Below are 23708 nucleotides of genomic sequence, written 5' to 3' on the forward strand. Positions count from 1 at the left end.
GTACCGCCACCCGACGCCTCTCTACCTTTCCCTCCGCCACCGGTGGAAACCACCGACGGAACCGCCGACGGAACACCGACGGAACCGCTGACGGAAGAGGGAAAGCCGCCGCCATGTCCCAGACGCTACGCACCAGGCACTACGCACGACGCCTGATCACCGCGGCGCTCACCATCACCGTCATGGCGGGGACGGCCGGCTGGACGGTGGCCCACGAGGAGCAGGCCATCACCGGGCCGCCACCGGGGACCGCCGCATGGCTGGCGGACCATTCGCTGGGCGGGGCCGGGCGCGAGCTGCCCGATCCGGCCACCGTCTCGCCCGCCGGGATCGCCCGGTTCTTCGACCGGCTCACCGAGGTCCAGCGGAAGGCGCTGGTCATCCGGCACCCCGAGGTGGTGGGCAATCTGGACGGGGCACCGCTGAACCTGCGGTACGAGGCCAACTCCCGGGCGATCCGGGCCGCCTGGCACAAGGAGCGCGAGGCCGATCCGACGAGCCCGCTCGCCGAGCGGTACGCGGCGCTGCTGGAGCCCGGCCGCCGGATCCTCGCCTTCGATCCGCGCGGGCGCGGCCAGGTGGCGGAGGTGTACGGGGACTTGGCGGCGGCCCGCCGCACGGCCGTGATCGTGCCCGGTTCGGACATCGACCTGGACGACTTCGACCGCACGGGCGACCCGTACGGCACCCCGGCCGGAATGGCCCGGTCGCTGCGGGCCCAGATGGCCGAGGACGCGCCCGCGACCCCGACCGCCGTCATCGCCTGGGTCGGCTACACCACCCCGGTCGGGCTCGGCCCGGACGCCGCCACCAGCCGGCTGGCCGAGGCGGGCGCGCCCCGCCTGGACCGGTTTCTGGCCGGGCTCGCCGTGACCACCGCGACCACCGCCGACGCCCCGCCCGCCGTCTTCTGCCACAGCTACGGCTCGGTGGTCTGCGGGCTCGCCGCCTCCGCGATGGACCGCGCCCGCGTCTCCGACCTGGTGGTGCTGGGCAGCCCGGGGATGCGCGCGGACAGCGCCGAGTCCCTGCGCACCGGGGCCCGGGTCTGGGCGGCCCGGGACCGCACCGACTGGATCCGCCGGGTGACCGGCTATGACTTCCTGGGCCTGGGCCACGGCGACGACCCGACCGATCCGTCCTTCGGCGCCCGGGTGGTCTCCTCCGAGAGCGCCCACGGGCACACCGGCTACTTCGCTCCGGGGACGGATTCGCTGCGCAACTTCTCGCGGATCGCGCTGGGGGACTTCGACGAGGTGCGGTGCGCGGAGGAGGACGGCGGCGGTCCGGGCACGGGGCCGGACTGCCGCCAGGGCCTCGGCTGACCGCCGCCCGGCCCGGCATCTGGTGGTGCCGCGTCCGGCCCGGCATCTGGTGGTGCCGGGTGCCATCGGCCACCCGCCGCGCCCTGGCGGCCGCCGCTACGGCCGACCGCCCGCCGTCGCATACGGGTGGCCGCCCGCCGCGTCCCAGCCGCCCGCCGTCACGGCTCGACACCCACCGTCGTATCCCGGCGACCGCCCGCTGCGTCCCGGGCGTCCACCCGGCATGTCTGACCGAACGCGCCCCTGCACCCGGCAGCGCCGCGCACCGGCGGCACCGCCATGCCCGGTACGCCGCGCCCGGCCCGACGTCCCTCCGCCCTGCGGAAACCACGGGCTGCCCGGCGCACCGGCAGCACCGCGCACCGGCGGTCTCCCCCACCGCGGCCCGGCGCCGCAGGCTACTCCCGGCCCGCGCTCGTCGCGCTCATGTCGGCGTAGCGGGCGCCCGCCACCTGTCCGGCGATCGGCTCCAGCACGGCCAGCTCGTCCGCGCTCAGCTCGATCCGGGTGGCGCCGGTGTTCTGCTCGATCCGGGCGCGGGTGCGGGTGCCGGGGATCGGCACCACGGCGAGCCCGTGCACCTCGGCCTGCTGCTGCACCCAGGCCAGCGCGATCTGGGCGAGGGTGGCCCCGCGCGCCTCGGCGATCTTCCGGAGCGGCTCCAGCAGCGCGGCGTTGGCGGCCGCGTTGTCGCCGGTGAAGCGGGGCTGACGGCGGCGGAAGTCGTCCTCGCCCAGCTCCTGCTCGGCCTGGACGAAGGAGCCGGTGAGGAAGCCGCGGCCGAGCGGCGAGTACGGCACGAGGGCGACGCCCAGCTCGCGGGCGGCCCCGACCACGCTCTCCTCGATGTCGCGGCTGAACAGCGACCACTCCGACTGCACCGCCGCGATGGGGTGCACCGCGTGCGCCGCGCGCAGCTCGTCCGCCGTGACCTCGCTCAGCCCGAGGTGGGTGACCTTCCCCTCGGCCACCAGCTCGGCCATGGCGCCGACGCTCTCCTCCAGCGGCACTTCGGGGTTGCGCCGGTGCATGTAGTACAGGTCGATATGGTCCACCCCGAGGCGGCGCAGGCTGCCCTCGACGGCCTGGCGGATGTACGGGCGGTCGTTGCGTATCCGCTGGCGGCCGTACGGGTCGCTCTCGTCGCGCTCGATGGCGAACTTGGTGGCCAGGGTGATCCGGTCGCGGTTGGCCCGGACGAAGGGGGAGATGAACTCCTCGTTCCGCCCGAAGCCGTAGACATCGGCGGTGTCGAAGAGCGTGACGCCCAGTTCCAGGGCCCGCTCCAGCGTGGCTCGCGCCTCCGCCTCGTCGTGGGTCGGTCCGTAGGCCCAGCTCATGCCCATGCAGCCCAGGCCCTGGACGCCGACCTCGGGTCCGCCGGTCCCCAGGCCGACGGTCGCGATGGTCTCGTTGGTGCTGTCGCTCATACGGGGTCAAACCTCTCCGACGCCCTCCGGGCGTCAGCATAGACATCGATCTTGAAGTCGAGGACTTCGAGCGTGCTCTGGAGCTCGGCGATCCGCTCCCGCACGTTCTCGCGGTGCGTGGTCAGCAGTTCCTCGCGCTCGGCGAAGGTGTGCTCGCCCTCCCGCACCAGCTCGGCGTAGCGGACCATGTCCGCGACCGGCATCCCGGTCAGCCGCAGCTTGCCGACGAGGTCGAGCCAGTCCAGGTCGCGGTTGGTGAAGCGGCGCTGGCCGGTGTTCGTACGGTCGACATGCGGCATCAGCCCGATCCGCTCGTACCAGCGCAGGGTGTGCGCGGTCAGCCCGGTGTGGGCGACGACCTCGCTGATCGAGTAGCGGTCCTGCCCGGTGGGCCGGGGGTGCCCGGTCCTCCCCGCGCAGTTCTTCCGCGCCTTCACCGGGGCGCTCTCCATCACGGTCATGCCGATTCACCTCTCGCGGGTCGCGGATCCGCACACCTCGTCGACGTCTTCAACGCTATTGAGTTGGAGTGCACTCCAAGCAAGCCGAGATTTGGGGGAACCTTGGCGCTCCCGGCGGGTCCTTCCCCTCCCCACCCCTCCCCTCAACTGGGGCTCCGCCCCAAACCCCGACCGGACGGCCCGGATCCACGCGGGTGCCCGCCCGGCCATCGGCGGCGTGCCGTTCCCCCTCCCCGCCCCTTCCCGAAACTGGGGCTCCGCCCCAGACCCCGCCGGACGGCCCGGACGCGCCCGGCCATCCACCGCGCCGGCGCGCCGACCGCAATCAACCCGCCAGTGCAGGCGCTCACGCCCTCACCGCCCTCCCCGCAGACGTCCGAGCCCCTGCCCACCGGCCAGCCACCCGACCACCACGTCGCAGGCGGCGCCGTCGGCGCCCCGGCCGTTCAGCCGACCGCAACCACGGCCAGCTCCCCGACCCCCGGGGGCCCAGAGGCGCAACACCCCATCGCAGGCCGCCCGATCGGCGCCCCGGCCGGTCAGCCGATCACGGTGACGGTCGACCCGTCGACCCCCGGGTCCAAGGGCGGAGCTCCTGGTTGTGGGAAGGGGCGGGGAGGGAAAGGGCCCCCGCCGGGCACCCCGTAGGCTCATGGGCATGGAGAGCCTGCGGACGATCGAGAACTGGCCGGTTCCGACGGCGGCGGCCGCCGTCGTGCGCGCGGACGGCACCCTGGCGGGATCGTACGGCCCGACCGGCCATCGGTTCCCCCTCGCCTCGGTCACCAAGCCGCTCGCCGCCTACGCCGCGCTGGTCGCCGTCGAGGAGGGCGCGGTGGAGCTGGACGAGCCGGCGGGGCCCGAGGGCTCCACCGTGCGCCATCTGCTGGCGCACACCTCCGGGCTCGCCTTCGACGAGCACCGCTCGGTCGCCGCGCCCGGCAACCGCCGGCTCTACTCCAACGCCGGGTTCGAGGTGCTTGGCGACCACATCGCCAAGGCCACGGACATCCCGTTCCCGGAGTATCTGCGCCAGGCGGTGCTCCAGCCGCTCGGCATGGTCGCCACCGACCTGCCCGGCTCGCCCGCCAAGGACGGCGTCTCGACCGTGGACGACCTGGTGCGTTTCGCGGCGGAGCTTCAGGCCCCGCGGCTGCTGGCGGCCGAGACGCTGGCCGGGGCCACCTCCGTGGTGCACCCGGGTCTCACGGGTGTGCTGCCCGGCTACGGACATCAGCGGCCCAATGACTGGGGGCTCGGCTTCGAGATACGCGACGGCAAGTCGCCGCACTGGACCGGCGCCTCCTCCTCGCCCCGCACCTTCGGGCATTTCGGCCAGTCCGGGACGTTCCTCTGGGTGGACCCGGACGCGGGCGCCGCCTGTGTGGCCCTGACCGACCGGGCCTTCGGCCCGTGGGCGATCGAGGCCTGGCCCACGTTCACCGACGCGGTCCTGGCCGAGCTGGGATAACAGCCGCGTTCGGATAACGGGTGTCCGGCGGTACGCGTACGCCTGCGGCGGGCCGCGCGGCGGAGCCGCATATCGATGCTTCCCCCTCCCCGCCCCTTCCCACAACTGGGGCTTCGCCCCAGACCCAGAGCCCAGGGGCGAAGCCCCTGCCCCGCGGCGGGCGCCCCGTAACCCCTCAGCCGTAGCCCGGCTCCGCGTGCATCTCCCAGATCAGCAGCTCGGCGGGGCCCTCGGCGCGCGCCTCAAGACCCTCCGCGGCGGAGATCCGGGCCGCGTCGCCGGGTGTGAGGGTCTCCCCGTCGATGCGCGCCGCGCCGCGCACCGCGTGCGCGTACACCCACGGCGCGTCCGGCAGGGCGGTGCGCTCACCGTCCACCAGCCGCCGCACATGCAGCACCGCCTCGGTGCGCTCCAGTGCGTACGGGGTGCCGTCGGCGATGCCGCGCACCACCTCGTACGCCGGGTCCGTGGCGGCGCCTGGGCCCGGCATCAGCCACATCTGGACGAAGGTGAGGGGTTCGGCGCCCGTGTTGCGCTCGGTGTGGCGTACTCCGCTTCCGGCGCTGAGCCGCTGGACGTCGCCGGGGCGCACGACGGTCCGCGCGCCGGTGGAGTCCTCGTGGGTGAGCTCGCCCTCGACGACCCAGGTGACGATCTCCATATCGCGGTGGGGGTGTTCGGCGAAGCCCGCGCCGGGGGCGAGCCGCTCCTCGTTGCAGGCCACGAGCGAGCCGAACCGCACATTGCCGGGGTCGTAGTACCCAGAGAAGGAAAAGGCGTGGCGCGTCTCGATGCCCGTGCCCTCCCCGCCCGGATACCGTGCACCGGACCGCTGTATCCACATCACCCGGTCCACGGTAGTGCGCCCCCGACCGTCCGCCCCCGCCCCGTCCCTACCCCCGCGTATACCCCCGCGTAGCCTCCCGCCCCCAGCGCTCACCATCCGATAAGGCAGTCTTGTCCTCGTGCCTGAACCAGCCTCGAACACCCCGCATCCGCACAGTGCCACCCTGCGCCGCCTGGAGAAGTCTTCCGGGAAGCTCGCCGCCAACGCCATCGCGCGCATGGACGAGCAGCTGCCGTGGTACCGGGCGATGCCGCCCGAGAACCGCTCCTGGATCGGGCTGGTGGCGCAGGCGGGCATCGCGGCGTTCACCGAATGGTTTCGCCACCCCGAGGCACCCCAGGCGATCAGCACCGATGTGTTCGGCACCGCCCCGCGCGAGCTGACCCGGGCGATCACCCTGCGGCAGACTGTGGAGATGGTCCGCACGACCATCGAGGTCATGGAGTCGGCGATCGACGACGTGGCGGCCCCGGGCGATGAGGCGGTGCTGCGCGAGGCCCTGCTGGTGTACGCGCGGGAGATCGCCTTCGCCACCGCCCAGGTGTACGCGCAGGCCGCCGAGGCGCGTGGCGCGTGGGACGCCCGGCTGGAGTCGCTGGTGGTCAACGCGGTGCTGTCCGGCGAGGCGGACGAGGGGGCGCTGTCCCGCGCCGCCGCCCTGGGCTGGAACTCACCCGAGCATGTGTGCGTGGTGCTGGGCACCGCCCCGGACGGGGACAGTGAGCTGACCGTCGAGGCGATCCGGCGGGCCGCCCGGCACGCCAAGCTTCAGGTGCTCACCGGGGTGCTGGGCGACCGTCTGGTGGTGGTCGCGGGCGGCTCGGACAATCCGCTCCAGGCTGCGAAGGCGCTGATCGGACCGTATGCCCCGGGTCCGGTGGTGGCCGGTCCCGTGGTCTCCGACCTGCTGGCCGCGACCCGCTCGGCGGGGGCCGCGGCGGCCGGGCTGAAGGCGTGCACCGCCTGGCCGGACGCGCCCCGTCCGGTGCTCGCCGACGATCTGCTGCCCGAGCGCGCGATGGCCGGGGATCCGGCTGCCCGTGAGCAGTTGGTGGAGGAGATCTACAGACCGCTGGAGGAAGCCGGTTCGGCGCTGCTCGAGACGCTGAGTGTGTACCTCGAACAGGCGAGCAGTCTGGAGGGCGCGGCCCGGATGCTCTTCGTTCACCCGAACACCGTCCGCTACCGGCTACGACGTGTGACGGACGTCACCGGATGGTCACCTTCCGACGTCAGGTCGGCGTTTACTCTACGCATAGCCCTGATCCTGGGACGTCTCGCCGACGCGAACATATTGCCCTGACCGTTTGTTGGACCCCCACAATTCCCCTGTCGGTTCTTCGTCCTTGTCCTCACGGGCGAGCCGGACCGTCCACAAGAGAGAGTGTGAGAGTGCTCGTACTCGTCGCTCCCGGCCAGGGTGCTCAAAAGCCCGGCTTCCTGACCCCCTGGCTCGACCTCCCCGGCGTCACCGAACGTCTGGCCTGGTGGTCGGCCGTCTCCGGTCTGGACCTCATCCACTACGGCACCAAGGCCGATGAGGAGGAGATCCGCGACACCGCGGTGGCCCAGCCGCTGCTGGTGGCCGCCGGTCTGGTCGCCACCCACGCGCTGTTCGGCGAGGGCGCCGAGGGCGCGACCGGTTACGCGGAGCTGCCGAACCGTATCGGCGCGGTCGCGGGCCACAGCGTCGGCGAGATCACCGCGGCCGCGGCCTCCGGTGTGTTCACCGACGAGGCGGCCATGGTGCTGGTACGCCGCCGCGGACTCGCCATGGCGGAGGCCGCGAGCCGCACCGAGACCGGAATGGCCGCCATACTGGGTGGTGAGCAGGACGATGTCGTCGCCCACCTCGACAAGCACGGACTGACCCCGGCGAACGTCAACGGCGCCGGGCAGATCGTGGCCGCGGGCACCGCCGAGCAGCTGGCGGCGCTGGCCGAGGACAAGCCCGAGGGGGTGCGCCGCGTCGTACCGCTCAAGGTGGCCGGCGCGTTCCACACCGACCACATGGCCCCGGCGGTCGCCGCCCTCGAGGCCCTGGTCGCGGGGGTCCCGGTGGCCGATCCGCGCACGGCTTACGTCTCCAACCGGGACGGCGGGGTCGTGGCGACCGGGGCCGGGGTGATCGAGCGGCTGGTCGCCCAGGTGTCCAACCCGGTGCGCTGGGATCTGTGCATGGAGACCTTCCAGCGACTGGGCGTCACCGGGCTGATCGAGGTGGCTCCGGGCGGCACGCTCACCGGCATCGCCAAGCGCGCGCTGCCGGGCGTCACCAATGTGGCGCTGAAGACTCCGGACGATCTCGACACGGCGCGTGCGCTGATCGAGGAGCACGCCGTCCCCGTCGACACACCGGCCGAAGAGGAGCTCCGAGAAGCATGACCGCGAAGATCAAGCCCAGTAAGGGCGCCCCGTACGCGCGCATTCTCGGCGTCGGTGGCTACCGTCCGACCCGGGTGGTGCCGAACGAGGAGATTCTCAAGCACATCGACTCCTCCGACGAGTGGATCCGCTCCCGTTCGGGCATCGCCACCCGGCACTGGGCCGGTCCGGACGAGACGGTCGCCGCCATGTCCGTGGAGGCCGGGGGCAAGGCCATCGCCGATGCCGGTCTGGCGCCGGAGCAGATCGGCGCCGTGATCGTCTCGACGGTCTCGCATCTGAAGCAGACCCCGGCGGTCGCCACCGAGATCGCGCATCTGCTGGGCGCCGACAAGCCGGCCGCGTTCGACATCTCGGCGGGCTGTGCGGGCTTCGGCTACGGGCTGACCCTCGCCAAGGGCATGATCACCGACGGCACCGCGGAGCATGTGCTGGTCATCGGGGTCGAGCGGCTTTCGGACCTGACCGATCTGGAGGACCGGGCGACGGCCTTCCTGTTCGGCGACGGCGCCGGCGCCGTGGTGGTCGGCCCCTCCAAGGAGCCCGCGATCGGCCCGACCGTCTGGGGTTCGGAGGGCGACAAGTCCGACACCATCACCCAGACGCTGCCCTGGGACGTCTACCGCGAGCAGAACGCCGCCGACGTGCGCTACCCGGCGCTGCGCCAGGAGGGCCAGGCCGTCTTCCGCTGGGCCGTCTACGAGATGGCGAAGGTCGCCCAGCAGGCCCTGGACGAGGCCGGGGTCAGCGCGGACGAGCTCGACGCGTTCATCCCCCACCAGGCCAATATGCGGATCATCGACTCGATGATCAAAACCCTCAAGCTGCCGGAGCACGTCACGGTCGCCCGTGACGTGGAGACCACCGGCAACACCTCGGCCGCCTCCATCCCGCTCGCCATGGAGCGGCTGTTGGCGACGGGGCAGGCGAAGAGCGGCGACACCGCGCTCGTCATCGGATTCGGAGCGGGTCTCGTCTACGCAGCGACGGTCGTTACCCTCCCTTAGGCTCCATAGTCCATATCCACGCAGCTCCACAGAAGTCGGACGCTGCGCCACCACCGCAACACACCGAAGAAGGAGCGCCGCAATGGCCGCCACTCAGGAAGAGATCCTCGAAGGTCTCGCCGAGATCGTCAACGAGATCGCCGGTATCCCGACCGAGGACGTCCTGCTGGACAAGTCCTTCACCGACGACCTGGACGTCGACTCGCTGTCCATGGTCGAGGTGGTCGTCGCCGCCGAGGAGCGCTTCGACGTGAAGATCCCGGACGACGACGTCAAGAACCTCAAGACCGTCGGCGACGCCGTCGACTACATCCTCAAGCACCAGGGCTGAGCCCGTATCAAGACCGGTCGTCGCCGCCCGTGCGGTGGCAGGTCCAGCACCTTCTACACGTGGAGTAGGAATTCCTGTGAACTCGACCAATCGCACCGTGGTCGTCACCGGTGTTGGTGCCACGACGCCGCTGGGTGGCGACGCCCCGTCGACCTGGGAGGCCATGCTGGCCGGCCGGTCCGGCGTCCGCCTCCTGGAGGAGGAATGGGCGGCCGAGTTGCCGGTCCGCATCGCCGCGAAGATCGCGGTGGAGCCGGGCACGATCATTCCGCGTCCGCAGGCCCGCAAGCTCGACCGTTCCGCGCAGTTCGCGCTGCTCGCGGCTCGTGAGGCATGGGCGGACGCGGGCTTCACCGCCAAGGCGGGCGAGGACTCCTCGATCGACCCCGACCGGCTCGGCGCGGTCGTGGCATCCGGTATCGGCGGGGTCACCACCCTGCTCGACCAGTACGACGTGCTGCGCGAGAAGGGCGTCCGCAAGGTCTCCCCGCACACCGTGCCGATGCTGATGCCCAACAGCCCGGCGGCGAACGTCAGCATCGACCTCAACGCCCGCGCGGGCGCGCACACCCCGGTGAGCGCGTGCGCCTCCGGTGCCGAGGCCATCGGCTACGCCATCGAGATGATCCGCACCGGCCGCGCCGATGTGGTCGTCGCGGGCGGCACCGAGGCGTCCATCCACCCGCTGCCCATGGTCGCCTTCGGCAACATGATGGCGATGTCCAAGAGCAACGACGACCCGCAGGGCGCCTCGCGCCCGTTCGACGTCGACCGCAACGGCTTCGTGATGGGCGAGGGCTCGGGCGCCATCGTCCTGGAGTCGGCGGAGCACGCCGCGGCGCGCGGCGCCCGGGTGTACGCACAGGCCATCGGCCAGGGCATCTCGGCCGACGCCCACCACATCACCCAGCCGGAGCCGTCCGGCAACGGCATCGGGAACGCGCTCCAGAACCTGGTGGAGAACACCGGCATCAGCGGTGCCGAGGTCGCGCACGTCAACGCGCACGCGACCTCGACCCCGCAGGGCGACCTGGCGGAGATCAAGGCGCTGCGCAAGGTGTTCGGCGACGACGTGGACCACATGGCGGTCTCCGGCACCAAGTCCATGACGGGCCATCTGCTCGGCGGCGCGGGCGGGGTGGAGACGGTGGCCAGCGTGCTCGCGCTGTACCACCGGCTGGCCCCGCCGACGATCAACATCGGCTCGCTGGACCCGGAGGCGGACGCGGACATCGTGACCGGCGAGGCGCGGGCGCTGCCGGCCGAGGGCCCGATCGTGGCGCTGAACGACTCGTTCGGCTTCGGCGGCCACAATGTGGTGCTGGCCTTCCGCACGGTCTGACCGCTTGGCGCCGTGAGGCGCCGATATGTGGGGGTGGCCCGCCTCCGGCTCCGGCCGGGGCGGGCCATCGGCGTGTCAGCCGGTGTGCCGGCTCAGGGGGCTTCGCCGTCGAAGCTGGCGAAGTACGAGGCCACCATGTCCTCGTCGCCGTGGCCCGCCTCGATCGCGCGGCGGAACCGCTCCGCGCCCGCGGCCGCCAGGTCCAGCCGCACTCCGGCGCGCTCCCCGGCCTGCACGATCAGCCGGGCGTCCTTCTCGGCGGTCTTGGTGGCGAAGCTGGGCTCCAGGTCGCCCCGGAGCACCTGGGCCGACTTGACCCGCATATAGCCGTTGTCCAGCGGGCCGCCCTCGACCGCGTCCAGGAACCCCTGCCAGTCCACGCCGAGCCCCTTGGCGAGGGCGGCCGCCTCGGCGGTGGCATGGGTGACGTTGAGGACCCAGCTGTTGAGCACCAGCTTGAGCCGGGTGGCGGCGGCGCCCTCCGCGTTGTCGCCGACCCACACCGTACGGCTGCCGATGGCGTCGAAGACCGGCCAGACGACCGGGCGGACGGGGTTGGGCCCGGCGGCCAGCACCAGCAGCTGTCCGTTCTCCGCGGGCTGCTTGGTGCCGAGCACGGGCGAGTCGATGAGGACGAGATCCTTCTCACGGGCGAACGCGGCGAGCGATTCCAGCGCATCCAGACCCGCCGTGGTGGCCTGGGCCCACGCTGTTCCGGGGCGCAGCGCGGGGGCGGCCTGCCGCATCGTCTCGAGCGCCGCGGCGCCGTCGTAGAGGATGGTGAGGACGACATCGGCGCCGTCCACGGCCTCGGCCGGGGTGTCGGTGACGCGTACGCCGTCCTGGCCAAGCGGCTCGGCCTTGGATCGGGTGCGGTTCCACGCACGGACCTCGAGCCCGGAGCGGGCGAGGTTACGGGCCATTCCGGAGCCCATGATGCCGGTGCCGAGGACCGCGACGGACGTTGCCGGGTTTTGTTCGGTCATTCCGCCACGCTAAGCGCTCCGCGGGAAGTGGCGCGATGTGTGGTCGTTCATCCGCGGCCGCGTCGTGGCTGGTCCCACGCGGCGGAGCCGCATATCGACACAGCCGCGGCGGAGCCGAACCCGAAGCGGGCTCCCGGCCAAAGGGATGGCGGCGCGTCAGGCGCTCAGACGACCTGGTGCAGCCAGCGGACCGGGGCGCCCTCACCCGCGTAGCGGAACGGCTCCAGCTCGTCGTCCCAGGGCTTGCCGAGCAGTTTGGCGATCTCCGCCTCGAGGTCGCTCTCGCCGCGGGCGGAGCGGGCGAGGGCGGCGCGCAGCCGGTCCTCGGGGATCAGGATGTCGCCGTGCATTCCGGTGACGGCGTGGAAGATGCCGAGCTCGGGGGTGGAGCTGTAGCGCTCGCCCTCGGCGGTGGCGCAGGGCTCGGCGGTCACCTCGAAGCGCAGCAGATGCCAGCCGCGGAGCGCGGAGGCCAGTTTGGAGGCCGTGCCGACCTCGCCCTGCCAGGAGAACTCGGCACGCCAGGTGCCGTTCGCCGCCGGCTGCTTGATCCAGTCGAGGGTGACACGCACGCCGAGGACGCCCGCGATGGCCCATTCGACGTGCGGGCACAGCGCGCGCGGAGCGGAGTGCACATACAGAACTCCACGGGTCGTCACCGGTGCCTCCTGTGCGGTTCGAGGTGCGCCTTCCCCAGCGGCCTCGCGCCCGTACCGGTCCCGCCCGGGACATCGGATCACATTCTGCCCTAGTGATCAGCCCCACACCAGTCTCGACGTCACCTTCAGTGAAATTTATCGTGCAGAATTCTCTAGAAAGTGGACAGGATGTGACGGGGCGTAATGTGCTGGTACCGCATAGCGCGCCTTGTCGCCGGGACGACGCTCATCTGGCACAAGAAAAACGTACCGTGCGAGCCAGCCGGAGGAGTGACGTACCGTCGGTCCGGATAGATATCACCCAACAGCCGGAGGGGGAACAGCCATGCGGGTCAGTGCGACACGCCGAAAGCGATCGGCGGCCGCTTCCTCGACCACGCGTACGATCGTGCGCCCGTCCCCGCGCACCACCGGGCGCACCGCCGGACGCACGGGCATGGTGCTGTTCACCACCGCCGCCGTGCTGAGCTCAGCGGGCTGTTTCGGCAGCTCGGACGACCCCTCCCGGCACGGGCCGACCCGCGCGGGGAAGACGCCCGGCGCCAAGCGGTCCATCGTCTGGAACACCCGGCCGACCTCGATCGCCTCCGTGGGCGACTCCATCACCCGCGGCTTCGACGCCTGTTCGGTGCTCTCCGACTGCCCCGAGGTGTCGTGGTCCACCGGCACCGATGTGCGGAGCCTCGCCCAGCGGCTGCTGCCCTCCGCCACCGCCGACGCGGGGACCCACGCCTGGAACTTCGCCAAGACCGGCGCGGTCGTGGCCGACCTCCCCGGCCAGATCGAGGCGGCCGCGGCCCGCAAGCCGAAGCTGATCACCGTGATGATCGGCGCCAATGACGCGTGCCGGGACTCGGTGGACGACATGACCTCCCCCGAGCAGTTCCGCACCACCTTCACCTCGGCGCTCACCCGGCTGCGCCGCGATCTGCCGAAGACGCAGGTGTACGTGGCCAGCGTGCCGGATCTGAAGCGGCTGTGGTCGGAGGGGCGGAAGAACGTCTTCGGGCGGCAGATCTGGAAGCTGGGCATCTGCCCGTCGATGCTGAAGGACTCCGAGGACCTGGACGCGGCCTCCAACGACCGCCGACAGCGAGTGTCGGACCGGGTCACCGAGTACAACAAGGTGCTGAAGGACGTATGCGGGCGGGATGTGCTGTGCCGGTACGACCCGGCGGTGCACAAGTACCGCTTCACCACGCATGAGCTGAGCAAGTGGGACTGGTTCCACCCCAGCAAGGCGGGCCAGGCGCAACTGGCCGACATGGCCTACCGCCGCATCACCGCTTCCGCCCCCTGACCCCTGGCCGCGCCCGGCTCCCGGCCGGGAGCCGGGCGCGGGGTGCCCCTCCCTTTATGCGGCTCCGCCGCACGGCAGGGGCTTCGCCCCCTGGCCCCCGGGCTTGGGACGCAGCCCCGGCCCTCCCGGGGTCTGGGGCACACCCCCGGCCCCCCGAGGCCTAGGACGCAGCCCCGGCCGTGCGGGGTCTGGGGCGCAGCCCCGGCCCCCGGGGCCTGGGGCAGGGCCCCGGGTTCGGGAAGGGGCGGGGAGGGGAACAGTCCGGCGTAGCTCAGGCCGGCGGCCGCACGGGCACCGGGGTGGACAGGCGGCGGTCGGCGGCGCTGCGGTTCGCTTCCGCCGTGTAGGTGCCGGGGATCAGGCGCCAGGCGCCCTTTGTCTCGTCCCAGATCTCGGCCGCCCGGCGGGGCAGGGGGATGGTCGCCTCGGCCGTCTCCCCCGGGGCCGCGGCCACCGACGCGAAGCCCGCGAGGCGGCGCACGGGCCGCTCCACCCCGTCGTTCTCCGGCACGGTGAGGTACAGCTGCACGACCTCACGGCCCGCCCGGGGCCCGGTGTTGCGGATCCGCACGGTCACCGTGCCCAGCGCCTCGCCGTCGCCCTCCGCGGGGGTGAAGTCCATCGCCTCATACGCCCAGTCCGTGTAGCCGAGGCCATGCCCGAACCAGTACGCCGGAGCGGTCCCCGCCCGCCGCTCCCACGCGCGGTAGCCGATGAACACGCCCTCGTCGTAGACCAGTCGGCCCTCGCTGGGCGTGACCGTGCTGACCGGGGCGTCCTCGAGCCGCTGGGGCCAGGTCGTGGGCAGGCGGCCGCCGGGCTCCTCCGCGCCCAGCAGCACGTCGGCGAGCGCGGCCCCCGCCTCCTGGCCCGGGAACCAGCTCAGCAGCACCGCGGCGACCTCGTCCCGCCAGGCCATCTCGACCGGCGAGCCCGCGTTGACCACCACCACGGTGGGGGTGCCGGTGGCGGCGACCCGGCGCACCAGCTCGTCCTGACGGCCCGGCAGCCGCAGATGCCGACGGTCGAACCCCTCGCTCTCGACCCGCTCGGTGGTGGCGACCACCACCACGGCCGCCTCGGCCGCCGAGGCCGCGGTGACGGCCTCCTGGATCAGCTCCTCGGCGTCCCGCTCCGGGGCCCGGTGCAGCAGGCTGAAGCAGACGGCGTCGAGAAGGGCGTCCTCGGGGCGGGCCACCGCGCAGGTGAGGCTGACCTCCACCGGCTCACCCGCCGTGAGCTCCACCCCGCCCCGGGGCACGGGCGAGCCCATGAACGCCTCGAAGGGATCGCCGACGTCCTCCGGGTGCTGCTCCCCCTCGAAGAGCACCTTTCCGGCCACGGCCAGCCGGAGGCCGCCCAGCCCCCTGGTGCCGAAGGAGTGGACGCCGCTCTCGCGCGGGGTGAAGGTGCCGACGGTCTCGACGGTGTGCAGCTCCTCGAAGCTCAGTCCGTCGGGGAAGTCGCTGATCCACTGCACCTGCCCGCCGGCCAGCCGGGACTCGCCCAGCACCCGCCCGTCCGCGGCCCGGACCACTGCGCGCAGCTCGAAGCCCTGGGCGGCGGGGGCGAGTTCGTCGGTGGGGTCGGCGCCCACGGCGTAGCTGAGCTCGACGCCCGGGGGCAGCGCGGCCCGCAGCCCGTCGAGCGGTGAGACCACATGGTCGGGGAAGACCACGGCCGAGCCGCCGCCCAGCACCCGGGCATCGCGCGCCGCGGCGCCGATCAGGGCCAGCGACCGCACCCCGCCGGGGGCGCCGGGGTCGAGGGGCAGCACCGCTTCCCGGCCGCCCGCGCCCTCGTTCCGCAGCAGCACGAAGGAGCGCCGGGCGATCTCGCGGGCCAGCGCGTCCCCGTCGATCGGGCCGGGCCGGTCGGCGGGGGCGACGGCCGGGGCCGCGCCGTCCAGGACGCCGACCCGGGCGGCCAGGGTGAGCAGCCGCCGCACCGCCTCGTCCAGCTCCGCCTCGCTCACTTGGCCGTCGCGCACCGCGGCGGCCAGCGCCTCGCCGTAGACGGTCCGCGGGCCGGGCATCGCCACATCGAGCCCGCCCTTGAGCCCCCGCACGGTGTCACGGGCCGCCATCCAGTCGGAGACGATGAAGCCGTCGAAGCCCCATTCGCCGCGCAGCACCCCCTGCTGAAGCTCGCGGTGCTCGGTCATGGTCGAGCCGTTGACCCCGTTGTAGGCGGCCATGACGCCCCAGGGGCGGGCGTTCTTGACGATGGCTTCGAAGGGCGCGAGATACAGCTCGCGCAGCGCCCGCGCGGCGATCTGGTTGTCGACGGTGAAGCGCTCGGTCTCGGCGTCGTTGGCCACGAAGTGCTTGACGGTGGTGCCCACTCCGCCGTCCTGCACACCCGTCACATAGCCGGTGCCGATCTCGCCGGTGAGATACGGATCCTCGCTGTACGTCTCGAAGTGGCGGCCGCCCAGCGGGGAGCGGTGCAGATTGACCGTGGGCGCGAGCAGGACGTGGACGCCCTTGCGCCGCGCCTCCTGCGCGAGCAGCCGCCCCGCGCGCCGGGCCAGCTCCGGGTCCCAGGTCGCGGCGAGCGCGGTGGGGCTGGGCAGGGCGATGGAGGGGTCGTCGGCGGTCCAGTGGACGCCGCGGACACCGATCGGGCCGTCCGACATCACCAGGGAGCGCAGCCCGATCGCCGGAACGGCGGGCAGGCTCCACATGTCCTGCCCGGACAGCAGCCGCGCCTTGGTGTCCAGATCCAGCAGGCCGAGGGCCTTCTCCACCACGGCTTCTGCCGTGCCGCCCTCGCCGATCGCGTCCGCCATCGCTCGCCCCTCCCGGTGCGGGTCCCGTCCGGTCCTCGTCCGGGGCCATCGTGGACCCGGGAACCTGTTGCCAGGTAGGTACCGTTATCGACTCGTTATCAAACATGCTCTACGGTACGAACATGGAGAGGGCGACGGAGCGCGGTACCAGACGTGGTGAGGAACGACGGGCGGAGATCGTCCGCCGCGCGCTCGAAGTGATCGCCGAGCGCGGCTACCGGGGCGCGACCCTCGGCGCGGTCGCCGAGCGGGTGGGCCTCACCCAACAGGGGCTGCTCCACTACTTCCCCACCAAGGACTCGCTCCTCATCGCCGTGCTCGAGGAGCGCGACCAGTGGGACACCGGCTCCGCGCGGCGCGACGGAGGGCACATATGGCCGCTGGACCTGCTCGCCTCGCTGGTGGAGTACAACGCGATGCGCCCCGGCATCGTCCAGACCTTCTCCGCGCTCCTCGGCGAGAGCGTCACCGACGACCACCCCGCGCGCGGCTTCTTCACCCAGCGCTATGACAAGGTGCGCGCCGACATGGCGGCCATCCTGCGCGGCGAGTTCGGCGACCGGCTCCCCGGCGGGCTCACCCCCGAGGCCGCCGCGCCACTGCTGGTGGCGGTGATGGACGGGCTCCAGTTCCAGTGGCTGCACGACCGGGACGCGGTGGACATGCCCGCCCTCTTCCGGGCCTTCGTCTCCCTGCTGGGGCAGGGAGACGAAGCGGCCGGGGCATGACGGCCGTGCGCGCGGGCCGTGCCGTGACGGTGGCTCAGCCGTCGCCGCCCACCAGCCTGACCCCCCGCTCGACCCCGGCCGCGTTCCTCGGCATCGGCACGAACGAGCCACCGGCGTCGAACCTCAACAGCGTGACCTCGGCGCTCGCCGGTCCCGGTTCGTACCGCCCCACGTCCACCGCGTCGATCAGCCAGCGGTGCCGCTGTCCGTCGCAGATCGCGTCATAGCCACCGAGGCCGTGGCGCTCCGGGCCCTGGGTGAGGGTGACGAGCACGCTCGCCCGCGGGTACTCCATCCCTTCCCGGACGCATCGGTAGCTGCCGTACAGCGTGACGGATCCGTCCGGGGTGACGTCCCCGGTGCGGTCGATGGTCAGATCGTCGGTCCAGGGCAGGGGCAGACGCGGCGCGTCGGGCCTGGCGTGGGCGGCGGGCGCGGCGTGGGCGGCGGGCGCGGCGTGGGCGGCGGGCGCCGCCATGAGAAGAACGGTGAGGGCGCCGAGGGCGCGGCGGCGGTTGCGCATGGACGTACGTACCTCCTGGGGGCGGGAGTTCAGTTGCCCGTACAGCTACCGGGCGCCCGAATCCGTCCGGGGGAACCTCACCCCCGTGCGGCGTGTCCGGCACCGCCCAACGGGTGGCCGCCGGGCGCCCGGTTGACCCCACGGCCCCGCGACCGGCTGCCCCCGGTGACGCCCTTACGGTGCTCGCCCACGCCCTTACGGTGCTCGCCACGCCCTTACGGTGCTCGTCGGCGCCCTTACGGCGTCGCGCCCTTACGGGTGCTCACTCCCGGGCCGCCTCCTCCGCCGGGGCCGCTTCGCGCGGGCGTGTCGCCGCCGGATCTCCCCGCAGCCCCGGGGCCAGGGCCAGCGTGACGGCCACGGAGACCGCCGCCAGCGTGGCCATCGCCACGGCCGGTGAGGTGGGCTGGGCCAGCGCGCCCGCGAGGGCGGCGGACACGCCCTGCATGGTGAGCATGCCGGAGGAGTGCAGCCCCAGGGCCTGGCCGCTCATCTCGTCCGGCGTCAGGGCCATCAGCCGCTGCTGGAGCGCCAGCGTGGCCGAGAAGCCGATCGAGGCGAGGGCGACGGCGGCCAGCGCGAGCGGCAGCGGCGGGTGCAGGGCGAAGACCAGATACGGCGCGGCGAGCAGCAGCCGCAGGGGCGCCGCGAGCCGCGCCCGCCGGTGCGGCGGCAGCAGCCGTCCGGTGAGGAGGTCCCCCGCCAGCATGCCGAGGGAGCCCACGGCGAAGAGCAGCCCGGCGTGCCGGGGCGCGTAGGGCACGAAGAGGGACTCACAGCCGACGATCAGCCCGTTGGGCACCCAGAGCGCGTAGTAGACATGGCGGCGGGGCGCGGAGGACCACAGCCGGGCGTTGACGCGCCAGGTCTCGGCGACCGAGGGCCGTCCGCCGGCCCGGGCCGCGCGCCCGCTCAGGCCGAACCGCGCGGTGGCCCCGGCCAGCGCGTACAGCGCGGCGGCGGTGAGCAGGGTGCCGCGCGCCGAGAGGGCGGTCACGAGGAGGCCACCGGCCGCGTACCCGCCGATCTGCATGGTGCCGCCCGACATGTTGAGCACCGAACGGCCCAGCAGATAGCCGTCCTTGGGCAGGATCTCGGTGAGCAGCCCGTAGCGGACGGCCCCGCCGAGTGAGGCCGCCGCGCCCAGCCCGAACACGATGGCGAGGACGGCCGCCACCGGCAGCCCGGGGAGGGCCAACGCGGCCGTCCCCAGGGCGAAGAGCGCCGAAAGACCGGACAGCGCGGCGCGCGGCGGCAGCCGGTCGGCCGCCGACAGCAGCGCCAGCGCGCCCGCCACCTGGGCCAGCGAGGGGCCGAACATGCTGAGCGCGGAGAGCAGCGGGGAGCCGGTCGCGGCGTAGACCAGGGTGCCGAGGGCGAGTCCACTCGCCGTGGAGGCGGCCACCTGGGTGGCGGAGACCAGGAACAGCGGGGTGAACTCCGGGACCCGGAACACTTCTCGATATGTGCGCATGGCCTTCAGGCTCGGGAGTCGCCGCGCGGCGGCGTTAATGTTTCGCGCGGACGCGAAAGGACGCGGGACGACGCGAAACCACGGGGTGACGGGAGGGAGTGACCGGGTGGGGCTGTGGCTGATGGACGCGGATACGCTCGCGGGCAGCCGGTTCGTCCTCTCCGCCGCCGCCGAGACCACCGCCGCCCTGATCACCCTGGAGCGGGCGAGCGCCGCGCACCCGGGCGAGCGGGCCTGGCTCGACGCCCATCTGCCCGCCTACCGGGCGCGGTTGGCCGACGATCCGGTGACCGCGCTGCTCGTACGGGCCGCCCTGGGCCGGACCTGGCTCGCGGACTTCTTCACCCTGACACCGCCGGGCGAGGGCGAGCCGTCCGTCGAGGAGGAACTGGCCCGGATGCGCGCCACGCCCCCCGCCGCCGCCCGCTCCGACCTCACGGTCTCCCTCGGCCGCGCCCCGCTTCCCGCCGCGCTGCGCCGTGACGATCTGCCGGAGCGGCTAGCGGAGCTGCTGGAGTGGGTGTGGACGGAGGCCGTACGGCCCACCTGGCCGCGCCGCCGCCGGATCATCGAAGCCGATGTGGTGGCGCGCACCGGCCAGGTGAGCCAGGGTGGCTGGGCGGCGGCGCTGGACCACCTGCGCCCAGGGATGCGCTGGCTGGGCGGCAGCCGGCTCCAGATCAACGCCCACGACAACCCGCCCCGCGCGATCCACGGCGCCCAGCTGCTCTTCGTCCCCGTCACCCCCGCCGCCGGATGGGTCTCCTGGGACACGCCGCACCGCTACGCCGTGGTCTACCCGTGCGCCGGTGCCCTCGCCGGGTCCGATCCGCCGCCCGCCGCCGACCCCCTCGCCCGCCTGCTCGGCCCGGCCCGCGCGAGCGTCCTGCTCCTCCTCGACACCCCGAAGAGCACCACCCATCTGGTGGCCCTCACCGGCCAGACCCTGGGCTCGATCGGCCGCCATCTGCGCGTCCTGCGCGAGGCCCGCCTGGTCCGCAGGCGCCGGGCGGGGCGATCGGTCCTGTACGACCGGACGACGGCGGGCGAGGTGCTGGTGGAGGCGCAGCGAAGCGGTTCGTAGCCGCCGTCGCCCCCTGGCTTGACCTCAACCTCGGTTCATGTCCGAGCCTGCTCTCGCCGCGTCGGCCACGACCGGGGCGCGCTTCGAAACCAACCAACTCCGATCAAGGAGGTCCGGCCATGACCGAGATGGTGACTCGATGGATCGAGGATCACGCTCATCGCCTCACCACGCTGGATCCCGAGGCTCCGCTGACCGATCTCCTGCCGCTGCTCGACATCGTGCGCGACGCGAAGGTCGTGGCCATCGGCGCCTCGACCCGTCAGTCCCATGAGCTCAGCGCCCTTTCGCACCGGATCGTCCGGCTGCTGGTCGAGGAACGGGGATTCCGTTCGCTCGCGCTCGAGGGGGACAACCCGTCGAGCGTCGGCCTCGACGAGTACATCGGCACCGGGGCGGGCGACCCCCGGGAGCTGCTGGCCGGGGCCAGGTCGTTCTGGCAGACCGAGGAGATCCTCGACGTCGTCCGCTGGACGCGCTCCTTCAACCGGCGCCACCCCGATGACCCGGTCCGATTCGTCGACACCGCCCCCACCGCCCGGGAGCACCTGGCCCAGCTCTCCCTGCCCGACGGCCTCGCCCGCATCGAGCTGGGGCTGGCCGAGGACACGATCCGGTGGCACGAGCACACCGCGGACAAGATCGTCTACTGGGGTGGCCTCGCGCACACCGTCAACGGAACCCCGCGGACCGTCTCGCCCTCCTCCCCGCCGATGACGCACCGTAACGCGGGCAGTTACCTCCGTGAGCGCTTCGGAGCCGGTTATGTGTCGATCGGCCTCACCTTCCATCACGGCTTGGCCCCCGGTCCGGTACCGGAGCCGCCCGCGGAGTTCGCTGACGCGATCCTGGGAGGCACCGCGCTGGACGCCTACCTCCTGGACCCGCGCGCCGACAGCCCGGCCGCCGTGCGGGCCTGGTTCACCATGCCGACCAGAACACGCCTGCTCGGTCCCCACTACGACCCGGCCGACGATGCCGCCCACCACCTCTCCGGCGGATCGCTCGCGGACTGGTGCGATGCCGTCCTCCAGGTACGAGAGGTCACCCCGGCCCGTTTGCTCTCGCACACCAGGGACTGAGCCCCGCACCTCAGCGCCTCCAACGAACATTCCGGCAGCCATGTCGCCCAGCGAAATGATCGGTCATGATGGTTCTTGATCGGTCATGATGGGTTGTCACGTTCGAACTTCATTCGACGCACAACCATTGACACCCCCGATAGGCCCTCACTACCGTCACGTCAAGATTTCGAACGAGTGACGAAATATCGAACACCGCGAAGGGTCGATTGCTGTGCGCATCACCGGTATCAGTACGCATGTCGTCGGCACCCCCTGGCGCAATCTCACCTATGTGCAGGTCCATACGGACGAGGGGATCACCGGCGTCGGCGAGACCCGCATGCTCGGGCGGACCGATGCGCTGCTGGGCTATCTGCGTGAGGCCGAGACCAATCACCTCGCCGGGTCGGACCCGTTCGCGGTGGAGGACCTGGTCCGGCGGATGAAGTACGGCGACTACGGCCGGGCGGGCGAGATCGTGATGTCCGGCATCGCCTGTGTGGAGATGGCCTGCTGGGACATCAAGGGCAAGGCGCTCGGGGTGCCCGTCTGGCAGCTGCTCGGCGGAAAGGTGACGGACCGGGTCAAGGCGTACGCCAACGGCTGGTACACCGTCGAGCGCACCCCCGAGGCGTTCCACAAGGCGGCCTCCACGGTGGTCGAGCGCGGCTACCGGGCGCTGAAGCTGGACCCCTTCGGCACCGGCCACTTCGAGCTGGACCACGCCGAGACCCTGCACTCGCTCTCCCTCGTGGAGGCCGTACGGGACGCGATCGGGCCGGAGACCGAGCTGCTGGTGGAGATGCACGGGCGGTTCAGCCCGGCGACGGCCGTGAGGATCGCGGGCGAGCTGGAGCGGTTCCACCCGTCGTGGCTGGAGGAGCCGGTGCCGCCGGAGAACCTCAAGGCGCTCGCGAAGGTGGCGGAGAAGACGCGGCTGCCGATCGCCACGGGCGAGCGCATCCACGACCGGATCGAGTTCCGCGAGCTGTTCGAGTCGCAGGCCGCCGACATCATCCAGCCCGATGTCGGCCATATCGGCGGCATCGGCGAGACCCGCAAGCTGGCCGCTACGGCCGAGAGCCACTACGTCCTGATCGCCCCGCACAACGTGGGCGGCTCGGTGCTGACCGCAGCGTCGCTCCAGGTCGCCGGCTGCACCCCGAACTTCAAGATCCTTGAGCACTTCAACGACTTCGCCGACGCGGAGATCAAGAAGGTGGTCAAGGGCGCCCCGCAGGTCGTGGACGGCTACTTCCAGCTCTCCCACGAGCCCGGTCTCGGCGTGGAGCTGGACACCGACGCGGCGGCCGAGTTCCCCCAGCAGCAGGCCCGCTTCGACCTGTGGGCCGAGGGCTGGGAGAAGCGTGACCCGAAGGGCGGACGGCAGTGACCGCGCTCGTCCTCGACGCCCCCGGCGCGTTCCGTCTCGTCGAGACCGGCACCGCCGCCGAAGCGGCCGCGCCCGGCCCCGGTGACGCGCGGGTGCGGGTGCACGCCTCCGGGATCTGCGGCAGCGACCGCGAGCTGTACCAGGGCAACCGGCCCGAGGGGTACGTCCGCTACCCCGTCACCCCCGGCCATGAGTGGTCCGGGACGGTCGAGGCGGTCGGCGCGGGCGTCCCGGAAGCGCTCGTCGGCCGTAAGGTCGTCGGCGAGGGGTTCCGCAACTGCCAGGTGTGCGACCGCTGTCACGCCGGGGACACCACCTTGTGCACGGCCGGGTACGAGGAGACCGGCTTCACCCAGCCCGGGGCGATGGCCGACACCCTGGCCCTGCCCGCCCGGCTGCTGCACCCGCTGTCCGACGACGCCGACCTGGGCGCGGCCGCGCTGCTCGAGCCCGCCGCGTGCGTCGCCGCCGCCGCGCTCAAGGCCCGGACCCAGCCCGGTGAGCGGGTCGCGGTGGTCGGCACCGGCACGCTCGGCATGATCGCCGTGCAGTTCCTCGCCGCCGTCTCCCCCGCACGGCTGCTGGTGGTGGGCACCCGCCCGGACCGGGAGCAGCTGTCGCTGTCCTTCGGCGGCACCGAGTTCCGCACCCGGGACCAGCTGTCCGACCAGCTCTCGGGCTATGACGTGGTGATCGAGACCGCCGGATCGGCCTCCGCCGCCCGTACCTCGGCCTCACTGCTGCGCCGGGGCGGCCGGCTGGTGCTCACCGGCATCCCGGCGGCGGGCGCGGAGGGTCTTGACCCCACCGATCTGGTGGTCCGCCAGATCGAGGTGCAGACCGTCTTCGGGGCCCCGCCCGCCGCCTGGTCGCACGCCGTACGGGTCTTCGACGCCGGGCTGCTGAGCCTGCGCCCGCTGATCACCCATGAGCTGCCGCTGACCGACTTCGCCTCGGCGATCGAGCTGGTCGGCGGCGGCGATCCGGCCGTCGGCAAGGTGCTGCTGCGTCCGCGCGGCCTCGACTAGCCCATGGATCGAGCCGCGCTGTGCCAAACCTCGCCGCGTCAACCCTCCCGCCCCCGACTCCGGTCGTCCCACCAGCCTT

General features: G+C 72.7%; 21 protein-coding genes. 13 read left to right on the forward strand and 8 right to left on the reverse strand.

Annotated elements, in window-relative coordinates; all coding sequences use genetic code 11:
- Positions 1-113 precede the first annotated feature (113 nt).
- Entirely contained in the window at positions 114-1325 is a 1212-nt protein-coding gene (locus tag ACJX2R_RS18660; protein WP_413101055.1) for an alpha/beta hydrolase, read from the forward strand.
- Positions 1326-1723: 398 nt separating this feature from the next.
- On the opposite strand, the gene ACJX2R_RS18665 is transcribed toward ACJX2R_RS18660, so the two are convergent.
- Together ACJX2R_RS18665 and ACJX2R_RS18670 are read right to left on the reverse strand one after the other, a co-directional pair.
- Positions 1724-2755 carry an aldo/keto reductase gene (locus tag ACJX2R_RS18665; RefSeq protein ID WP_413101056.1) on the reverse strand — a complete coding sequence of 344 codons (1032 nt, stop codon included), beginning with the start codon at positions 2753-2755 and terminating at the stop codon, positions 1724-1726.
- Positions 2752-3216: a MerR family transcriptional regulator gene (locus ACJX2R_RS18670; RefSeq protein WP_413101057.1), complete on the reverse strand. Its 465-nt coding sequence runs from the start codon at positions 3214-3216 to the stop codon at positions 2752-2754. The genes ACJX2R_RS18665 and ACJX2R_RS18670 overlap by 4 nt, the downstream gene beginning before the upstream one ends.
- Before the next feature lie 658 nt (positions 3217-3874).
- Between ACJX2R_RS18670 and ACJX2R_RS18675 the strand changes: the two genes are divergently transcribed.
- Positions 3875-4687 (forward strand): serine hydrolase domain-containing protein, encoded by an 813-nt coding sequence (locus ACJX2R_RS18675; protein ID WP_413101058.1) that lies wholly within the window; start codon positions 3875-3877, stop codon positions 4685-4687.
- A 175-nt stretch (positions 4688-4862) separates the two neighbouring features.
- Here ACJX2R_RS18675 and ACJX2R_RS18680 read toward each other — a convergent pair whose 3' ends face one another.
- On the reverse strand, positions 4863-5531 hold the full coding sequence (locus ACJX2R_RS18680) for a pirin family protein (protein WP_413105893.1): 669 nt from the start codon (positions 5529-5531) through the stop codon (positions 4863-4865).
- A gap of 121 nt (positions 5532-5652) precedes the next feature.
- Here ACJX2R_RS18680 and ACJX2R_RS18685 point away from each other — a divergent pair, with 121 nt between their 5' ends.
- The 5 genes from ACJX2R_RS18685 to ACJX2R_RS18705 all read left to right on the forward strand — a co-directional run bounded on the left by ACJX2R_RS18685 (position 5653) and on the right by ACJX2R_RS18705 (position 10599).
- Positions 5653-6837 (forward strand): PucR family transcriptional regulator, encoded by a 1185-nt coding sequence (locus tag ACJX2R_RS18685; protein WP_262704074.1) that lies wholly within the window; start codon positions 5653-5655, stop codon positions 6835-6837.
- Between the two features lie 89 nt (positions 6838-6926).
- Entirely contained in the window at positions 6927-7919 is a 993-nt protein-coding gene (locus tag ACJX2R_RS18690; protein WP_413105894.1) for an ACP S-malonyltransferase, read from the forward strand.
- Positions 7916-8926 (forward strand): ketoacyl-ACP synthase III, encoded by a 1011-nt coding sequence (locus ACJX2R_RS18695; RefSeq protein ID WP_413101059.1) that lies wholly within the window; start codon positions 7916-7918, stop codon positions 8924-8926. The genes ACJX2R_RS18690 and ACJX2R_RS18695 overlap by 4 nt, the downstream gene beginning before the upstream one ends.
- An 82-nt stretch (positions 8927-9008) precedes the next feature.
- On the forward strand, positions 9009-9257 hold the full coding sequence (locus ACJX2R_RS18700; protein WP_020871568.1) for an acyl carrier protein: 249 nt from the start codon (positions 9009-9011) through the stop codon (positions 9255-9257).
- 76 nt (positions 9258-9333) lie between these two features.
- Complete coding sequence (locus tag ACJX2R_RS18705; RefSeq protein WP_262704077.1) at positions 9334-10599, forward strand: beta-ketoacyl-[acyl-carrier-protein] synthase family protein; 1266 nt, start codon at positions 9334-9336, stop codon at positions 10597-10599.
- 92 nt (positions 10600-10691) lie between these two features.
- Here ACJX2R_RS18705 and ACJX2R_RS18710 read toward each other — a convergent pair whose 3' ends face one another.
- Both ACJX2R_RS18710 and ACJX2R_RS18715 read right to left on the reverse strand, forming a co-directional pair.
- Entirely contained in the window at positions 10692-11585 is an 894-nt protein-coding gene (locus tag ACJX2R_RS18710) for an NAD(P)-dependent oxidoreductase (RefSeq protein ID WP_413101060.1), read from the reverse strand.
- A gap of 164 nt (positions 11586-11749) precedes the next feature.
- Positions 11750-12244: a DUF3145 domain-containing protein gene (locus ACJX2R_RS18715; protein ID WP_044575947.1), complete on the reverse strand. Its 495-nt coding sequence runs from the start codon at positions 12242-12244 to the stop codon at positions 11750-11752.
- Positions 12245-12569: 325 nt separating this feature from the next.
- Between ACJX2R_RS18715 and ACJX2R_RS18720 the strand changes: the two genes are divergently transcribed.
- Complete coding sequence (locus tag ACJX2R_RS18720) at positions 12570-13544, forward strand: SGNH/GDSL hydrolase family protein (RefSeq protein WP_262704079.1); 975 nt, start codon at positions 12570-12572, stop codon at positions 13542-13544.
- Positions 13545-13815: 271 nt separating this feature from the next.
- Here the strand turns inward: ACJX2R_RS18720 and ACJX2R_RS18725 are convergent, their stop codons facing one another.
- Positions 13816-16335, reverse strand: coding sequence for a glycoside hydrolase family 3 protein (locus tag ACJX2R_RS18725; protein ID WP_413101061.1), 2520 nt, complete (start codon positions 16333-16335; stop codon positions 13816-13818).
- Positions 16336-16457: 122 nt separating this feature from the next.
- Between ACJX2R_RS18725 and ACJX2R_RS18730 the strand changes: the two genes are divergently transcribed.
- The gene (locus tag ACJX2R_RS18730) at positions 16458-17063 is read left to right on the forward strand and encodes a TetR/AcrR family transcriptional regulator (RefSeq protein WP_413101062.1); all 606 of its coding nucleotides are present in this window, start codon (positions 16458-16460) and stop codon (positions 17061-17063) included.
- A gap of 34 nt (positions 17064-17097) precedes the next feature.
- Here the strand turns inward: ACJX2R_RS18730 and ACJX2R_RS18735 are convergent, their stop codons facing one another.
- Together ACJX2R_RS18735 and ACJX2R_RS18740 are read right to left on the reverse strand one after the other, a co-directional pair.
- Complete coding sequence (locus ACJX2R_RS18735) at positions 17098-17586, reverse strand: DUF6299 family protein (RefSeq protein WP_413101063.1); 489 nt, start codon at positions 17584-17586, stop codon at positions 17098-17100.
- A 262-nt stretch (positions 17587-17848) separates the two neighbouring features.
- Positions 17849-19060 carry an MFS transporter gene (locus ACJX2R_RS18740; protein WP_413101064.1) on the reverse strand — a complete coding sequence of 404 codons (1212 nt, stop codon included), beginning with the start codon at positions 19058-19060 and terminating at the stop codon, positions 17849-17851.
- Between the two features lie 106 nt (positions 19061-19166).
- On the opposite strand from ACJX2R_RS18740, the gene ACJX2R_RS18745 reads away from it, so the two are divergent.
- The 4 genes from ACJX2R_RS18745 (at position 19167) to ACJX2R_RS18760 (ending at position 23629) form a co-directional block, all read left to right on the forward strand.
- Complete coding sequence (locus ACJX2R_RS18745; RefSeq protein ID WP_413101065.1) at positions 19167-20144, forward strand: ArsR family transcriptional regulator; 978 nt, start codon at positions 19167-19169, stop codon at positions 20142-20144.
- A gap of 119 nt (positions 20145-20263) precedes the next feature.
- Positions 20264-21226 carry an erythromycin esterase family protein gene (locus ACJX2R_RS18750; RefSeq protein ID WP_413101066.1) on the forward strand — a complete coding sequence of 321 codons (963 nt, stop codon included), beginning with the start codon at positions 20264-20266 and terminating at the stop codon, positions 21224-21226.
- A gap of 214 nt (positions 21227-21440) precedes the next feature.
- Positions 21441-22601, forward strand: coding sequence for a mandelate racemase/muconate lactonizing enzyme family protein (locus ACJX2R_RS18755; protein ID WP_413101067.1), 1161 nt, complete (start codon positions 21441-21443; stop codon positions 22599-22601).
- Positions 22598-23629, forward strand: coding sequence for a zinc-dependent alcohol dehydrogenase (locus ACJX2R_RS18760; RefSeq protein WP_262704087.1), 1032 nt, complete (start codon positions 22598-22600; stop codon positions 23627-23629). Before ACJX2R_RS18755 ends, ACJX2R_RS18760 begins: the two co-directional genes overlap by 4 nt.
- The last annotated feature ends 79 nt before the right edge of the window (positions 23630-23708 follow it).

The organism is Streptomyces sp. Inha503, assembly GCF_047215865.1.
Lineage (GTDB): Bacteria > Actinomycetota > Actinomycetes > Streptomycetales > Streptomycetaceae > Streptomyces > Streptomyces lycopersici.

Coding starts and splice junctions, on each gene's coding strand:
- ACJX2R_RS18670 (WP_413101057.1), bottom strand. CDS start 3,216: ATGACCGTGATGGAGAGCGCCCCGGTGAAGGCGCGGAAGAACTGCGCG.
- ACJX2R_RS18720 (WP_262704079.1), top strand. CDS start 12,570: ATGCGGGTCAGTGCGACACGCCGAAAGCGATCGGCGGCCGCTTCCTCG.
- ACJX2R_RS18740 (WP_413101064.1), bottom strand. CDS start 19,060: ATGCGCACATATCGAGAAGTGTTCCGGGTCCCGGAGTTCACCCCGCTG.
- ACJX2R_RS18675 (WP_413101058.1), top strand. CDS start 3,875: ATGGAGAGCCTGCGGACGATCGAGAACTGGCCGGTTCCGACGGCGGCG.
- ACJX2R_RS18730 (WP_413101062.1), top strand. CDS start 16,458: ATGGAGAGGGCGACGGAGCGCGGTACCAGACGTGGTGAGGAACGACGG.
- ACJX2R_RS18750 (WP_413101066.1), top strand. CDS start 20,264: ATGACCGAGATGGTGACTCGATGGATCGAGGATCACGCTCATCGCCTC.
- ACJX2R_RS18725 (WP_413101061.1), bottom strand. CDS start 16,335: ATGGCGGACGCGATCGGCGAGGGCGGCACGGCAGAAGCCGTGGTGGAG.
- ACJX2R_RS18680 (WP_413105893.1), bottom strand. CDS start 5,531: ATGTGGATACAGCGGTCCGGTGCACGGTATCCGGGCGGGGAGGGCACG.
- ACJX2R_RS18710 (WP_413101060.1), bottom strand. CDS start 11,585: ATGACCGAACAAAACCCGGCAACGTCCGTCGCGGTCCTCGGCACCGGC.
- ACJX2R_RS18695 (WP_413101059.1), top strand. CDS start 7,916: ATGACCGCGAAGATCAAGCCCAGTAAGGGCGCCCCGTACGCGCGCATT.
- ACJX2R_RS18700 (WP_020871568.1), top strand. CDS start 9,009: ATGGCCGCCACTCAGGAAGAGATCCTCGAAGGTCTCGCCGAGATCGTC.
- ACJX2R_RS18735 (WP_413101063.1), bottom strand. CDS start 17,586: ATGCGCAACCGCCGCCGCGCCCTCGGCGCCCTCACCGTTCTTCTCATG.
- ACJX2R_RS18665 (WP_413101056.1), bottom strand. CDS start 2,755: ATGAGCGACAGCACCAACGAGACCATCGCGACCGTCGGCCTGGGGACC.
- ACJX2R_RS18660 (WP_413101055.1), top strand. CDS start 114: ATGTCCCAGACGCTACGCACCAGGCACTACGCACGACGCCTGATCACC.